The 13,417-nt window shown below is 63.8% G+C and carries 16 protein-coding genes and 1 pseudogene; 8 read left to right on the top strand and 9 right to left on the bottom strand.

Annotated elements, in window-relative coordinates; translation table 11 throughout:
- Window positions 1-102 precede the first annotated feature (102 nt).
- Window positions 103-600 carry a BA14K family protein gene (locus ACQ5BM_RS02340; protein ID WP_429807222.1) on the bottom strand — a complete coding sequence of 166 codons (498 nt, stop codon included), beginning with the start codon at window positions 598-600 and terminating at the stop codon, window positions 103-105.
- A gap of 114 nt (window positions 601-714) precedes the next feature.
- Window positions 715-1,797: a D-alanine--D-alanine ligase family protein gene (locus ACQ5BM_RS02335; RefSeq protein ID WP_429807219.1), complete on the bottom strand. Its 1,083-nt coding sequence runs from the start codon at window positions 1,795-1,797 to the stop codon at window positions 715-717.
- 193 nt (window positions 1,798-1,990) lie between these two features.
- Here ACQ5BM_RS02335 and ACQ5BM_RS02330 point away from each other — a divergent pair, with 193 nt between their 5' ends.
- Window positions 1,991-2,572 carry a dienelactone hydrolase family protein gene (locus ACQ5BM_RS02330; RefSeq protein ID WP_429807216.1) on the top strand — a complete coding sequence of 194 codons (582 nt, stop codon included), beginning with the start codon at window positions 1,991-1,993 and terminating at the stop codon, window positions 2,570-2,572.
- A gap of 107 nt (window positions 2,573-2,679) precedes the next feature.
- Window positions 2,680-3,174 (top strand): annotated as a pseudogene (locus tag ACQ5BM_RS02325) (ZIP family metal transporter); the annotation flags it as partial.
- A 217-nt stretch (window positions 3,175-3,391) separates the two neighbouring features.
- Here ACQ5BM_RS02325 and ACQ5BM_RS02320 read toward each other — a convergent pair.
- Window positions 3,392-3,640, bottom strand: coding sequence for a hypothetical protein (locus tag ACQ5BM_RS02320; RefSeq protein WP_429807213.1), 249 nt, complete (start codon window positions 3,638-3,640; stop codon window positions 3,392-3,394).
- 169 nt (window positions 3,641-3,809) lie between these two features.
- On the opposite strand from ACQ5BM_RS02320, the gene ACQ5BM_RS02315 reads away from it, so the two are divergent.
- Window positions 3,810-4,567 (top strand): IS5 family transposase gene (locus ACQ5BM_RS02315; protein ID WP_429807211.1). Its coding sequence is split into 2 segments (ribosomal slippage): window positions 3,810-4,143 and window positions 4,143-4,567, totalling 759 coding nucleotides; the frame shifts between segments, so codons are not numbered across the junction.
- Between the two features lie 140 nt (window positions 4,568-4,707).
- On the opposite strand, the gene ACQ5BM_RS02310 is transcribed toward ACQ5BM_RS02315, so the two are convergent.
- Window positions 4,708-5,622, bottom strand: a complete 915-nt coding sequence (locus ACQ5BM_RS02310) for an SDR family oxidoreductase (RefSeq protein ID WP_429807209.1) — start codon at window positions 5,620-5,622, stop codon at window positions 4,708-4,710.
- Between the two features lie 76 nt (window positions 5,623-5,698).
- On the opposite strand from ACQ5BM_RS02310, the gene ACQ5BM_RS02305 reads away from it, so the two are divergent.
- The 4 genes from ACQ5BM_RS02305 to ACQ5BM_RS02290 all read left to right on the top strand — a co-directional run bounded on the left by ACQ5BM_RS02305 (window position 5,699) and on the right by ACQ5BM_RS02290 (window position 8,485).
- Window positions 5,699-6,307 carry a TetR/AcrR family transcriptional regulator gene (locus ACQ5BM_RS02305; RefSeq protein ID WP_429807207.1) on the top strand — a complete coding sequence of 203 codons (609 nt, stop codon included), beginning with the start codon at window positions 5,699-5,701 and terminating at the stop codon, window positions 6,305-6,307.
- A gap of 297 nt (window positions 6,308-6,604) precedes the next feature.
- Window positions 6,605-7,555: a hypothetical protein gene (locus ACQ5BM_RS02300; protein ID WP_429807204.1), complete on the top strand. Its 951-nt coding sequence runs from the start codon at window positions 6,605-6,607 to the stop codon at window positions 7,553-7,555.
- Window positions 7,556-7,915: 360 nt separating this feature from the next.
- Window positions 7,916-8,053: a hypothetical protein gene (locus tag ACQ5BM_RS02295; protein WP_429807201.1), complete on the top strand. Its 138-nt coding sequence runs from the start codon at window positions 7,916-7,918 to the stop codon at window positions 8,051-8,053.
- A gap of 102 nt (window positions 8,054-8,155) precedes the next feature.
- Window positions 8,156-8,485 carry a cupin domain-containing protein gene (locus tag ACQ5BM_RS02290; protein WP_429807199.1) on the top strand — a complete coding sequence of 110 codons (330 nt, stop codon included), beginning with the start codon at window positions 8,156-8,158 and terminating at the stop codon, window positions 8,483-8,485.
- 153 nt (window positions 8,486-8,638) lie between these two features.
- On the opposite strand, the gene ACQ5BM_RS02285 is transcribed toward ACQ5BM_RS02290, so the two are convergent.
- From ACQ5BM_RS02285 to ACQ5BM_RS02265, 5 genes are all read right to left on the bottom strand, one after another.
- The gene (locus tag ACQ5BM_RS02285; RefSeq protein ID WP_429807196.1) at window positions 8,639-9,211 is read right to left on the bottom strand and encodes a hypothetical protein; all 573 of its coding nucleotides are present in this window, start codon (window positions 9,209-9,211) and stop codon (window positions 8,639-8,641) included.
- A gap of 519 nt (window positions 9,212-9,730) precedes the next feature.
- Window positions 9,731-10,336 carry a hypothetical protein gene (locus ACQ5BM_RS02280; RefSeq protein ID WP_429807193.1) on the bottom strand — a complete coding sequence of 202 codons (606 nt, stop codon included), beginning with the start codon at window positions 10,334-10,336 and terminating at the stop codon, window positions 9,731-9,733.
- A gap of 98 nt (window positions 10,337-10,434) precedes the next feature.
- Window positions 10,435-11,130 carry a helix-turn-helix domain-containing protein gene (locus ACQ5BM_RS02275; protein ID WP_429807190.1) on the bottom strand — a complete coding sequence of 232 codons (696 nt, stop codon included), beginning with the start codon at window positions 11,128-11,130 and terminating at the stop codon, window positions 10,435-10,437.
- Entirely contained in the window at window positions 11,120-11,656 is a 537-nt protein-coding gene (locus ACQ5BM_RS02270; protein ID WP_429807187.1) for a hypothetical protein, read from the bottom strand. The genes ACQ5BM_RS02275 and ACQ5BM_RS02270 overlap by 11 nt, the downstream gene beginning before the upstream one ends.
- Window positions 11,577-12,347 (bottom strand): hypothetical protein, encoded by a 771-nt coding sequence (locus tag ACQ5BM_RS02265; protein ID WP_429807184.1) that lies wholly within the window; start codon window positions 12,345-12,347, stop codon window positions 11,577-11,579. Before ACQ5BM_RS02265 ends, ACQ5BM_RS02270 begins: the two co-directional genes overlap by 80 nt.
- A gap of 363 nt (window positions 12,348-12,710) precedes the next feature.
- Here ACQ5BM_RS02265 and ACQ5BM_RS02260 point away from each other — a divergent pair, with 363 nt between their 5' ends.
- The gene (locus ACQ5BM_RS02260; RefSeq protein ID WP_429807182.1) at window positions 12,711-13,397 is read left to right on the top strand and encodes a S24 family peptidase; all 687 of its coding nucleotides are present in this window, start codon (window positions 12,711-12,713) and stop codon (window positions 13,395-13,397) included.
- The last annotated feature ends 20 nt before the right edge of the window (window positions 13,398-13,417 follow it).

Here is a 13,417-nt window from a genome sequence, read left to right as displayed (position 1 = left end):
AGCGTAAGGTGCAAAGGGTGATTTAGCCTGCTTGCAAGCCCCAACAAAAAAGCCCGCCGGTCGCGACGACCGGCGGGCCCTTTTCTGAATACTTCGCCTCGATCAATAGGGCGAGTAGCACTGCTGGCGCGGGCCGCCATAGGGCTGATAGCTGTTGTCGTAGGCGCGGTAGGAGCGGTAGCGCGCATAACACCAGTCGACATGACGCTGGCTCACCCCCGGCTCGTACCGGCGCGGCGGAGCGGCAATGGCGCCGCCGATCACGACTCCTGCGCCGAAGGCCGCCAGCGGATACCACCAGCCGTCATAGTGGCGTCGATAGCCGTAGCGCTCGTAGCGATAGCCGCGGTAGCCGTTGTAGTAGCCATAACGGTAGCCGCCATGCCATCCCGGCCGGTAGCCCGGGCGTCCGTACCGACCGTGCCAGCGCGGATGATATCCGCCATGGCCCCAGCCGTGGCCGTTACCATGTCTGTCACGAACCAGTTCGACATCGCTCTTCTGCACCCGCTCGATGGCAACAGCCGGCACGGCGTTCGCCGGCGTGATGCCCGAAAGAGCCGTAACCGCCGCCATTACGACGATGGCAATCTTCTTCATTTCATCACCTGTCCGTTTGGAAACAGGCGCCAGTTTCACGGAATGACGTGAACCTGCAATGAATGCGGAAATTCTAATGTGCAAACTCAACCAGCAGGCGCAGTTGCAGGCGCCTCACGGACGCTGCGCTTGCGTCCCGCGCAGCGTCAGCGCATGCGCGATCAGCGTTTCCACGGCCGCGCCGTAGGAGATGCCGTCGGCCGCAAGCGCCTTGGCGTACATGCTGATATTGGTGAAGCCGGGAATGGTGTTGATCTCGTTGATGACAAGGCTTCCGTCCGGCCGCAGGAAGAAGTCCACCCGCGCCATGCCGGCGCAGGCCAGCGCCCGAAAGGCCCTCTCCGCCATCTCCTGTGCCTGCGCGCTCACCTCCTCGGCCAGGTCCGCCGGCGCCTGCACGATCGCGCCGCCCGCATCGACATATTTGGCGTCGTAGCTGTAGAAACCGTGGCTTTCGGCCGGGATGATCTCGCCCGGCCGCGACACGGTGAGCCCGCTCTTGGCGTCTTCCAGCACCGAGCATTCGATCTCCCGGGCCTGCACGAACTCTTCGATCAGCACCTTGTCGTCGTGGCGAAACGCCTCGTCCAGCGCGGCCTGAAGCCCTTCGAGGCTGTCGACACGGCTGACGCCGACGGACGAACCCTGCCGTGCCGGCTTGACGAAGACCGGCAATCCCAGCGTTTCCAGGATGGTTTCACCGGAATAGCCATCCCCCTGGTGAAGGGCGATGGCGCGAGCGACCGACAGTCCCTCGGCCGCAAGCAGGCGCTTGGCGAGCGCCTTATCCATCGCCACCGCCGAGGCCGCAACGCCGCAGCCGACATAGGCGACATCGGCCGTCTCGGCGTAGCCCTGCACCGTCCCGTCCTCGCCGAACGGCCCGTGCAGCACCGGAAAGATCAGGTCGACGGCCGGCAGCAGCCCTTGTGTTCCGTCGGCGGCAATGGTCACCGCCCGCCCCTTGCCGCCCGGGATCAGCGCAACTTGCGTTCCCGCCGCCGGAATGGCCGGCGGCAGCTCGCCGTTTTCAAGCGCGACGAGCAGCCAGCGCCCGTCCTTGGCAATACCGATCGGCACGATCTCGTAGCGGCTGCGGTCGAGCGCGGCGACGACGTTGCGCGCCGACATCAGCGAAACCTCATGCTCCGCCGAGCGGCCGCCAAACAACACGGCAATACGCAGCTTCCCTGTCATGACATCTTTCCTTCAGAAACGTGGCCAATGCGGATTCGCAAGGAAGCGGTCGAAGATGGCAACAAGACGTCAGGGAAATGTGCTATCGCTGCGACAGGAAAATTTTCTCAAGCACTCGCAACGCCGCCTGCCCCCCAAAGGCGGCGACATGAAATTGGAACGCCAGATCAATTTTGAATAGGAGAAGCTGTCGATGGCCGAGGTCCTGCTCTTCCACCACGCCCAGGGTTTGACCGCGGGCATGCACGCTTTCGCCGACGAACTCCGCGCCGCCGGGCACACGGTGCACCTGCCCGATCTTTTCGAGGGGCGCACCTTCGAGAGCATCGAGGAAGGCGTCGCCTATGTCGGTGAGGTCGGCTTCGACGAGATGCGCGAGCGCGGCGTGCGCCTCGCCGATACGCTTCCCCAAGGTCTCGTCTATGCCGGCTTCTCCTTCGGCGTGCTGCCGGCGCAGAAACTCGCGCAGACCCGGCCCGGCGCCCGTGGCGCCCTGCTCTTCTATTCCTGCATTCCGATCAGCGGCCAGTGGTCCTTCGGCCCCTGGCCGCAACGCGTGCCCGTCCAGATCCACGGCATGGACAACGACCCGATCTTCGTCGGCGAAGGCGACATCGACGCCGCCCGCGAACTCGTCGAAAAGGCCGAGGACGCCGCGCTGTTCCTCTATCCCGGCGACCAGCACTATTTCGCCGACAGCTCGCTGCCCTCCTACGACGCGGAGGCCACCAAGCTGCTGACGCAACGGGTGCTGGCGTTCCTCGACCGAGTCTGAGCAACGAAACCGAAACCGATCCCGTAACCGGCAGCCCCAAAACAAGTCAAAGTGCTGCAGCGACCTTCGTGCGTCCAGCAGGACGCGCGGCGCCATAGGGCGCCTGCGTGATGGCCATCTCGCGGCGGGAGGGACGGCCGAGCGGGCTCGCGCTCGCCACCTACATCGCCCTCGGCATCGGGCTGCACAATCTCGGCGAAGGCCTCGCCATCGGCGCCGCTTTCGCCGCCGGCGCAGCCGGCCTCGGAACCTTCCTCGTGATGGGCTTCCCCCTCCACAACATCACCGAAGGCATTGCCATCGCCGCGCCGATCCTGAAGGCAAGACCGCCCCTCTGGCGGTTCGGCGCCCTGGCCTTGCTGGCGGGCGGACCCGCCGTCCTCGGCATGTGGCTGGGCAGCCTCTCCTACGCCCCGCATTGGTCGGCGCTCGCACGCGCGATCGGGGCCGGCGCAATCCTGCAGGTGATCGTCGAGGTGGCCGCATCGATGGCCCGGAGCCATGAAGGACGCGTGACGGGACTGCTGACCATGCCGGTCATGGCCGGCATGGCCGTCGGCGTCACCTTCATGTACACGACGGCGATGCTGGTGAAGATCTAAAACATGTCGCGCAAAAGTGCGCAGCGGTTTTGCGGTAACGACATGCGAAACATCAAAGGCTTAAAGCGCAACGAGCGAATCTAAAGGATCGCGACGCGCTATGGCCGACGAACAGGGAAGCCGCCCTGCGCGGCCGAACCTCGGCACCGGTGAAAACCCGCCACTTGGTGCCGGAAACGAGATGCCGTTCTCGACCCGAGCATGTGCTCCGAGGCTGCTAAAGCGTTGATAGAAACCATGTTGTAACGAAGAAGCAGAAAGCAATCACCCATGTTGCGGCCAGAACCTTTGCCTCTCGTTTTCTGTGGGTGAAGAAATAACTGAGATACCGCCCCTGCTTGTCCATAATAGGCAGGTCTTTCAATACAATATACCCGATCAGGACAATGAAGAGAGACGCCGGTACAAAGACACTAAATCCGAACACACTCGTAAGAACGCCGTTTGGTCCGACCATTTCTTGCATCCCTGATGCTCTCCGCGGCTCAAGTCGGGGCAGTCGCCTTTGGACCGCGCCGTTCCAGCATATCACTGTTCAGTATCAGGTCGATTAGGGTCAAAACCCAATCAGCCTCTTGAACGTGCTTGGATAGTTCGATTCTAAGGGGCCTCCAAGCTGGATGGAGGCCTCTTTGATGTCGCGCTCGTTATTCTGGTTATCGAACGAAGCCTGGCTGGCGATTGAGCCCCACCTGCCGAAGAACCAGCCGGGCGCCCGGCGAGTTGACGACCGTCGGGTGATTTCGGGCATCATCCATGTGCTCAAGTCCGGCTGCCGATGGTGCGACTGCCCGGCGGATTACGGGCCTTCCACGACGATCTACAACCGGTTCAATCGCTGGTCGCGGCGGGGCTTCTGGACGAAGTTGCTTGATGCCCTGGCTGAGGCGGGCGCAGTCACGAAAAGCACGGCGATCGACAGCACTTACATCAAGGCCCAGCGCTCCGCGTTTGGCGGAAAAGGGGGCGCCGCCGCCAAGCGATCGGTCGTTCTCGCGGCGGCTGGACAACCAAGGTCCATGCCCTGACCGATGTGCTGGGCCGGCCGTATGCTTTGATGCTCACCGCAGGCAATGTCAGCGACGTCAAGGCTGCGCCGGCGTTGCTCGAACGAGCCGGTCCCATGCGGTACCTGCTCGGAGACAAGGGCTACGATGCCAACAGCCTTCGCAAGGCCCTGCGCGAGAACGGTACCAGCCCGGTCATTCCTGGCAGACTCAACCGGAAGCGCACTATCCGCTACGATCAGCAGCGCTACCGGGGCCGCTATCTCATCGAGAACGCTTTCTGCCGGATCAAGGATTTCCGCCGCGTCGCTACCCGCTACGACAAACTCGCTGCCAACTTCCTGTCAGGCGTAGCGCTCGTGACCGCGCTGGCATTCTGGCTGTGATCGAATCTCAGCCCCAGAGTCCCAGCGCTGTAAGGTGGCGAGTTCTTGACGGACGCTGCATTCACCGAATGCACACTCGTCGCTAGCTTCACGCGGTAATGCTGCTGGTGTTCGAATCCGGCCACCGCTCGGACTGAACTTCATCTCAGCGTCACATCGGTCATTCTCTCAGAAATTTCCCATAATCTTCGTCTGACCACCGGATCTAGTCCCTGCGGGGGAATACGTGCAGGATGCGGATGCCCACGAGTTTCACGAAACCGGTCGGGACCGTAATAGCCACCTCCCTCCGCCTGGACCGACGTGGCCGCGTATAGCGAGGGGAGCGCGCCTTGTGATGCGGGCTGGAGCAGGAACCACAAAAGTGACCGCGCCAAACCCGCAAGGCTTCGCCGACCAAGCGTGTTGTGCACGAGTTCGGTCCGCGAGACGCCGGGATGGGCCGCCATGCCCGAAAAGCCCCATCCGGCAGCGCGGCTGCGGCTATCAAGCTCGACGGCGAACATCAAGCATGCGAGCTTCGATTGGCTGTAACCAGCCATTGGGCGATAGTTCTTCTCGAGATTGATGTCGTCAAAATCGATCTGTCCGCCGTTTGCAGCGAGACTTGAAAGCGCGACGACGCGGGCGTCCTTGCCTTTCGAGAGGAGCGACTTCAGACGAGCCGTCAAGGCGAAGTGACCGAGGTAGTTCGTACCGAACTGCAGTTCGAAGCCGTCTCTGGTCTCTTGCCGTTGCGGCGGGAGCATGACGCCGGCGTTGTTCACCAGAAGGTCCAGGCTCTGCTTCTCGTTCTCCATCTGCTTTGCGAATGCGCCAACCGAGGACAGATCTGCCAGATCGAGCTTCCGGAAATGGACAGTCGCACCCGGGACCGCGCGTTCGATGTGGGACACCGCGTCGGCGCCCTTTTGAGGGTCGCGGCCCGCGATGGTCACGTCGCATCCTGCTCGGGCGAGCGCGAGGGACGTCTCCAATCCTAACCCACCGGTTCCGGTCACGATCGCGGTTCGTCCATGCTGATCGGGGATGTCACCGGCGTTCCACTTTGCCATCTTGCGTCCTTTCCTAATTTCCGCACTTGGTGTAAGATAAATATCGCATCGAGTGTAATTTTGCTAGAGGGCCGAGTTGGACAACTCCGGGCGTACAGAGGGCGGTGGCCTGCGGGAGCGGAAAAAGCGCGAGACGAAGAAGCGCATCACGGAGCAGGCCATTGCTCTTTTCCTCAAGCGCGGCATCGATCAGACAACACTCGACGAAATCGCTGCTGCAGCCGGAATCTCGCGCAGAACCTTCTTCTACTACTTCACGTCAAAGGACGAGATTCTGCTGTCCGTCCTAAGTGGGATTGGTGAGCTGCTGACAGATGCGGTGCGAAACGCTCCTGCAGGCTCGACGCCAATAGGCGCAGTATGGGATGCGGTCGTAAGAGTTTGTGACGCTATTCCAGCCAACGATATGATTGAGCTGGACCAACTGATGCGGACCAGCCCGAGCGTGCAGGCGCGCAAGCAGGCATTCTACGTAGAGCAGGAAGGTGAAATCTACGCAGCGCTCAAAGAGCGGTGGCCGGAGCCCGAACGATCAACAGCATTGCGCACCGTCGCGATGATCTCGGTCGGCGCTCTACGAGTAGCAGCAGACATCTTCACCCAGGAGAAGGGCACACGGCCCATGATCGAACTCCTGGACGAAATATTCGGCAGTGCCGCCAAGGAGATTCGCTCTCGTCGATAGCCCGGAATTGCACCCTTACGGCGCCCGCACCGGATCGGATGCCGTGCGCACCGTTAAGCTGATTGAGTCCAGACCCTAGCGACCGCTCGCCTCGGGCCTTTCACCGGGTACCAAGCGTCGGATTTGTACCACCAGAACATCCTTTGTCTGTTCGAATAAGCGCACAAAGAAACATCCAACATCTGGAATTCCGCGCAGAAATTGAAGTATAGTCGACACCAATATCGGCGGGCATAAATTCGGGTTGAAATTACAACTATACTATTTTCAATCTCGAAATTATTTCGGAGCTTCCCTTTGCTCATCTATTCGGACGAAAACCTCGAGGTCATCCATCGCCCGGGCGCCTCGCCTTATCTTTTGATCACCTTCAACGAAATGGAGATCCAGGCAAACGGCAGCCGCTACTGGGGCCAGCGCTTTTGCGAGAAGGCAGACATCGCCGCCCTCGGCTTCATCAGCCGCCGGCCCAACTGGTTTCCGGCCGCAAGCGTGGTCAGGGCGGTCGAGGCCGCGGCACCGATCCTGCGTGCAGCACCCGAGCGTATCCTCTACGGTCATTCCCAGGGTGGCTATGCCGCCCTTCGCTACCGCCGGCGCTTCAATGCCACCACGGCCATCGCCTTCTGCCCGCAGGTCTCGATCGATCCCCAGGCCGTCCCCTTCGATGGCCGCTTCAGCCGCCATTTCGCGCCGGAGCTGCACGGCAATATGGGCATCGCGCCCGATCACGCCGCCGGCCGCGCCTTTCTCTTCTACGATCCGTTCCACGCCGTCGACCGCCGCCATGCGGAGCGGATCGCCGAGTTGCAGGCCGAGACGCACCTCGTGCCCGTGCACATGACCGGCCACGGCACCGTCCGGGCCTTCACCGGCACGGCCCGCGCGCTGTCGCTCATCGAGGCCTGCCGCGCCGACGACCGCGCCGGCCTGCGCACCCTGGCCCGCAGCGCCCGGGTCGACGCGCCCATGCGCCCCTACCAGATCGCCGTCACGGCCATCGCCCGCCACCCGGCCTTGGCCGATCGCCTCCATGCCCGCGTCGGCCATGGCTTCTCGCTGGTGGAGCGGATCAACTTCCTCTATCACCGCGCCAACCGCCACATCCGCGACGGCGAGCTCGCAGCCGCCCGTGGCCTGCTGGAACACACCCTGGCCCTGCGGCCGAACGATCGCGGCATCGCCGGACGCCTCAAGGAACTCGACGCTCGCATCGCCCGCGAACAGAAGCTGGCACTCGCCTCCTGATGGGGGGCTTCCCCGAGTCCTGTCCAGGACAAAAACATCCGGCACCACGAAGCAGCAAACCTTGCCATAAGGCGGTCGGGCCTGCGTTGCGGTCAGATTTTCGGAAGCTGCTCCACGAGCAGGAACAGGGCGATGGCCATCATCGCCGCGCCTGAGACCTGGCTCACCCGACGAGCCGAGCGTCCCCGCCCGCTCCGCATCCCATCGGTGCGGCCGCGACGGCGGGCTGTGCAGACATCGCCGTTGCCGTGCAAATTCTTGGCCCTCCGGTCCTCTTCTCGCCTCCTGTTCATGGAACCATGCCGCAGGTCTTCAAACTGCAGCCGAGCGCCCCGGCAAGCGTGCGAAAGGATGTTTGCGATGAGCAGCATGGACCCGAAAGAATTCATCCTCGCCGGCGTCGTCATGAAGCGCCTGCTCGCCGGCAGCCAGACCAACGGCCAGTTCTGCCTCTTTGAAAATGTCAGCGGCGGCGACACTACTGCATGTTTCCTTTAATCGTAGCCGATTAAAGGACAAAAACATGCAGCACTTCAAAGTGCTACAGCGACCTTAGCGCGTCTCTGATAAGACGCGCGGCGCTGTAGGACACCGATCCATGTGCACGAAGGCGACGATGAAACCGTCTATATGCTCGAGGGCGAAATGACGGCGGTGATCGACGGCACCCCGCACCGGCTGGCCGCCGGCCAGAGCATCTTTCTCGCGCGCGGGGTGCCGCACCAGTTGATCAATATCAGCCGACGGCCGGCGCACTATATTCTGATCGGCACGCCGGCGATCTTCGACCGGTTCCTGGAGGAGGCCGGCCGCGAACTTGCGCCAGGCGAAGCGGCCGAACCGCCGACGCCCGTGGAGCTTGATCGGCTGCGCACAGCATCGTCGAAATTCGGCATCATCCTGCTCTCCGCCTTTCCGGCCAAGGATTGACCGCGCGGTCCGTCGCCGGCGAAGGCGGTTTTTGGTGGGAGGCCAGGCGATGCGACGGCCTCGCCGGCGGGTGCTCAAAGCAAAGCCCTTTTGCGAGCGCTGCCACAATCAACATTTCAATGGTTTCGCTGTCGCGCCAATGCGGAGGCAAACTCACGGTTCCCCAAAGCGGACGAGTTGAAGAACTCCCTCCAGGTACGAGTGAAGATAGAGCACTACCATCCAAGTGTTTTGTCCTTGCATGCCCTGTAGCTCGATTGTTCCATCCATGCCCCAACGAGCATTCGGATCGTTCCGGTCATCGTCGCTGTCATAGACGGGGCGGACGTCCTCCGCGTGGATTATCTTGTTGCTGCATTCTCGAACCGTCTCTGTGATCCGCTCCGGACCTTCGAACACAGTGCCAAAAACAAGCTCAGACTCAATCTTCTTTCGATGTTCTCGATATTCCTCGCCCCCCTCCGATCGTTCCATGGTATCGTCGAAAGTCCGAACAAGGAGAGCCAGCCGTAGGAGCCGTTTTGACAATTCCGATTCAGCGAGCCGGAAGTGCAATTCGTCAAGTATCGTGACGTCTGGTCGTTCGCCTTCCTCATAGGTGATCCCTGAGCCCTGACGACTGGCACTAGCTTCCACGATGCTGGCGATTTCGAAACATAACAGTCGGATCTCCACTCGATCGGTTTGGTGCGGCTTAAACTGATCGTGCCAGTAGGGGTTTTCCATCTCAGCTCCTTGTTTTCAGTGGCGCACCTCGTTCAAATCTCCGGACGGCCGCTGGAAACAGTGAGTGCCTGAATTCCTTGAATTTTTGACCTCATGTAGGTCCGCCACAATGGCCGGCATAAAATTGGAATGTCATGCCTGTCAAATGATACCAGCCGACCACGAGCGTCAGGCGAGTGGGGCCGAAGCCCGGGAAACGTTGGTTTGAAGACTTCTTGAGGGTTCGTGGAAGAATTTGAGCGCCACTTTGAACGGATGGGGCGATCTGGCTCACAGTCCTTGCCTTCGGCCGGAAGCCAATCGAAGTCGTTGGCCCCTTCCCCGAGATCGAGGCGAATTCCCGAGCCCCCACCGGACCTTCTGCCGACGCTGAGGAGGTTCCTCCGCAAGGCATAGGAGTTTTACGTCCGGGAACACCGCGCCCCTCATTCGCCGAGCCCATGCCACATCGGGCGCGGGGCATTCCGCCGCCCCGCCTGCCCGTTGCCGCTTTCGGCCGCGCCGTGTCCGGCATGTACCTCACCCCACCTCCTTCTCCCGCGACAGCCCCAGGTGCCAGTGCAGCTCGGTCAGCCCGCGCTTCAGCCAGGCAAGCTGCGGCTCGGGCATGGTGCGCAGCATCTCGTAGTCCATGATGCAGACGTTGAAGACCGTCGTCTTCACCTGCGGTCCATCCTTGAGTTTCAAAAGCACGCCTTCGAGCTCCATCATCCGGTTCGCCGCCTGGCGGGCGCTCCTGGCGCGCTCGGCGCTGGTCTCGCCGGCAAAGCCCTTGACGCTGAAGAGCGACTGCGCCCTGACGCTGGGAAAGGGGATGCCCGTGAGACTGTAATAGCGCGCCATCTGCCGGGCATACTCGTCGCCGGCCTCGCGCTCATGCGCCGTCAGCTTGCCGTCGAGGAACATGCGGCCGAGCGTGTAGCCGGCAAAGGGGCTCGCAACGTCGACGTCGCGCCGGCCGGAAAAATGCAGGCGCTTGCGCGCGTCGAGCGCCACCGAGCGCACCTCCCGCTCGGTCTCGCCGTGCTTGATCTGCCCGCCGGGATAGCGCGCCACATCGGCCTTGCGCGGCCGGCCGGCCCGGGTGGCGCGCTTGATGCGGATGCGTTCTGCCTTGGATGTCATCGTGTCGTTTCCTCGTTTCATTCGGTCATCATGGCCGCCGGCCGGCTTCGCCCGGCCCGGCGCGGATGCAAGATCGGTTAAGAATCAAAAGGTTGCCGCTATCGGCTGGCGCCGCACCTGTTGACCGCATGCAGCACCGACGTATGGTCGCGGCGAAAGATGCGGCCGAGCGCCGGCAGCGACAGATCCTTGCGCTCCTCGTAGACTGCCGCCATGCAGCGATGGCGCGGCTCGACCAGGCGCCGCTCGCGGCCGACGCCGATGATCTCCTCCCAGGTGACGCCGGGATAGGCGCCGAGCACGTCCTCGATGATCTCCCGCACCGGCCGTCGGCTGAAGAGATCGCCGCCCGCCGCATCCGCCGCCCCGCAAATCACCCGCGCCTGCGAGAGAAGCCGCGCTTCGGCGTCGGCGAGCGCCAGTTCCAGCTCCGCGATCCGCCGCACCTGCGCCCGCACCTGAACCGCGACGATTCCGGCCAGGTCCGCAAGCGTCGCGACGGGTGCCGCCTCGCCGCCGGCCGCGACCGTCCCGGTCAGACCCTCGGCATGCGCGTCGCCCGGCCCCGCCGCCCCATCTCCGGTCGTGTCGTCCGCCGGCGTCCTCCACCTCCCCGGGGCGCTGGCGCCAGGCTCCTCTCCACCGCGCCGCCGGCGCACCCTGCCGTCGGCAGCGGCACCACCGGCGGCGGCACTGTCCGCCCCGGGCACCGCCCTCGCCGTCGCCGCACCATTGCCCGCGGCCCTGCCGGCGGCCGCCTTTCCCGTTGCCAATTCCGCTGCCTCAGGCTGCATGGTGGATCTCCCTGGTTGCAGGCGCGCTTCCGGTCTGGCTGGCGGCCTTGGCTGCTGCATGCGTCTGGCGAAACGCTTCGAGCCGCGCGCGAACACGGGCGCGGCTGGCCTCCGAACGGCCGCCATTCAGGCTATCGAGGGCGGCGACCGTCTCGCGCTTGCGGGCAAGCTCCGCCCGCATGGTCAGGGCCTCCGCCCTCGCGAGTGCCGCCAGCACCGGCGGCTTCGGGATCGTGCCGAGCAGCACATTGGCGTTGGCGGCATAGTCGCCGCGGATCAGCTTCTGCGTTGCAACTGCGAGGCCGCAGCCCGGCACGCCGGCGAGCGCATAGTGGTAGACGGCAAGCATCTTCCTCGGCTCGATCCCCTGCGGCACGGTCATGCCGGCCGTCTGCATCGCATCGAGGCTGCGCAGCACCGCCGTCTCGCCTGCCGGCGCCAGCCGTTCAGTGAGCGCGGTAATCTCCCGGCTCAAGGTCGAGAGCCGGGCCTCCGTCGGCAAGGTCATCATCTGCGAATGCGTCATTCTCTCGGTTTCCTTTGAGTTCGTTTTCAATGGCTTGCCTGCATTCCCGCTGGTGGCGGGCAAAGGCGGTCTCATGCGGCGGCGCCTGCTGGCGAGAGCCGCGTCGCGGCGGTCCGGCATCACCGGCCGGATCCCGCGCGCCCGGCCGGCCTGCGGCGCGGGGCGGAAGCGCCGGCCGGCCGGCATTGCGCATCCAGTTCCGCCACGTCGCCGCCCAGTCGAGCTTGGTGGCATTGCGGCCGGCTTTGGCGGTCCAGTAGTCGCGAAACTTGTCGAATTCGATCGCCGCCTCGGCCGACCCGAAACCGAGCCCGGCGGCGAAGTCCCAGTCGGGCTCGAAGGTCGCGGGCAATCGGCTGGCCCTGCGCTGGCCCCGTGGGGCCCGCGCATCGGCTTCCTGCCGGTGAGGACGGAACTGATCGCCGCCCCCGGCCGAAGTCGTGTCGGGAGAGTTAGTTTCTTTAGGGGGTGCGGGGGAGTTTTCTTTATCAGAGAGGGGGGCGGCACCGGTCGCCGTGACATCGCGTGACGTCACACGCGCCCTATGACGCTGCTGCCGTTCGCGATCGTTTGCCCGCCGCCGCTCGAGCTCCGACTGCTGTCCCGCTTCGGCGGCGCGCACGGCGCCAAGGATCATCTCCGGCGATGCACCGGACTGAACCAAGGCTTCGACGATCGCGGTGATGCGCATGGTCGCTACTCCCCGCTCGGCCGGGCCGGCCGGCATGCGGCCGCGACTGCCCCACTGCGTGCCGAAACGGCAGCGCCGCAACGAGGCCGCAGCGAAACCGGCAGGGCACCACTGCTCTCACCTTCCCGGGCAAGCCCGCCCTGCCCTGCAACCCTTTCCAGACCGTCCTGCACCATGCCTTCTTCCCATGCGTTCGCGTTTGGCCGCTCCGTCTGGCACGGCCATTCCATCGCGCTCCCTGCGCCCCAATGCAGCTATTTCCTCGCCGCCACCGGCGAGCCGCTTGCGGCCGGACACCGCTCATTTCCGTTGACATCCTATTCGTAGTAGGATTTCCTAGATTCATCAAGAGGAAATTTCCTATTGGACGTCAGAAACGGAATCTGGGATGCCAGTGCCATGGACGAATTGCGCCGCCTCATCCGGGAAGCAGTCGAAGCGAAGAAGACGACCTACAAGGATCTGTCGATCGCGATCGCGAAGAACCATGCCTATATCCAGCAGTTCGTGGAGCGCGAGACGCCGCGGGAACTGCGCGAGCGCGACGCCCGCACGATCGTCGACCTGATCCAGGGCGCACCGGCCGCCGGCGAGGCGCCCCCGAGGCGCGCGCCCGGCTTCGCGCCGCAGATCGTGCCCGGCGAACAGCTCGTCGGCCATCGCGACCTGCCGATCTTCGCCGCCGCGCAAGGCGGCGACGGCCACGTCATCGTCACCTTCGATGCGGTCGAATATGTCAAGCGCCCCTCGGTGCTCGAAGGCGTCAGGGGCGCCTACGGCATCTACTTGACCGGCAGCTCGATGATCCCGGCCTATGAACCCGGCGACATGGCGCTCGTCCACCCGCATCTGCCGCCGGCGCGCGACAAGGACGTGGTGCTCTATCACGTGCCGCCCGCCAACGACGCCGAAGCGATCATCAAGCGGCTGGTCTCCTTCAACGACCGCGAATGGACGCTCAGGCAGTACAACCCCTTCCTGGAGTTCACCGAGAGCCGGGTCGAATGGTCCTTCTGCCACCGGGTCGTCGGCAAATACAGCGCACGGTAACCCGCCAGGACAGAGCGGAA

It is taken from the genome of Ensifer sp. B1-9 (genome assembly GCF_050474445.1).
In the GTDB taxonomy this organism is placed as follows: Bacteria; Pseudomonadota; Alphaproteobacteria; order Rhizobiales; family Rhizobiaceae; genus Ensifer.
The sequence above is the reverse complement of the archived record's forward strand: the minus strand, read 5'-3'. Positions and strand labels throughout refer to the sequence as shown.

Coding starts and splice junctions, on each gene's coding strand:
- ACQ5BM_RS02340 (WP_429807222.1), bottom strand. CDS start 600: ATGAAGAAGATTGCCATCGTCGTAATGGCGGCGGTTACGGCTCTTTCG.
- ACQ5BM_RS02330 (WP_429807216.1), top strand. CDS start 1,991: ATGGCCGAGGTCCTGCTCTTCCACCACGCCCAGGGTTTGACCGCGGGC.
- ACQ5BM_RS02280 (WP_429807193.1), bottom strand. CDS start 10,336: ATGACATCCAAGGCAGAACGCATCCGCATCAAGCGCGCCACCCGGGCC.
- ACQ5BM_RS02285 (WP_429807196.1), bottom strand. CDS start 9,211: ATGGAAAACCCCTACTGGCACGATCAGTTTAAGCCGCACCAAACCGAT.
- ACQ5BM_RS02270 (WP_429807187.1), bottom strand. CDS start 11,656: ATGACGCATTCGCAGATGATGACCTTGCCGACGGAGGCCCGGCTCTCG.
- ACQ5BM_RS02275 (WP_429807190.1), bottom strand. CDS start 11,130: ATGCAGCCTGAGGCAGCGGAATTGGCAACGGGAAAGGCGGCCGCCGGC.
- ACQ5BM_RS02295 (WP_429807201.1), top strand. CDS start 7,916: ATGAGCAGCATGGACCCGAAAGAATTCATCCTCGCCGGCGTCGTCATG.
- ACQ5BM_RS02335 (WP_429807219.1), bottom strand. CDS start 1,797: ATGACAGGGAAGCTGCGTATTGCCGTGTTGTTTGGCGGCCGCTCGGCG.
- ACQ5BM_RS02320 (WP_429807213.1), bottom strand. CDS start 3,640: ATGCAAGAAATGGTCGGACCAAACGGCGTTCTTACGAGTGTGTTCGGA.
- ACQ5BM_RS02265 (WP_429807184.1), bottom strand. CDS start 12,347: ATGCGCATCACCGCGATCGTCGAAGCCTTGGTTCAGTCCGGTGCATCG.
- ACQ5BM_RS02310 (WP_429807209.1), bottom strand. CDS start 5,622: ATGGCAAAGTGGAACGCCGGTGACATCCCCGATCAGCATGGACGAACC.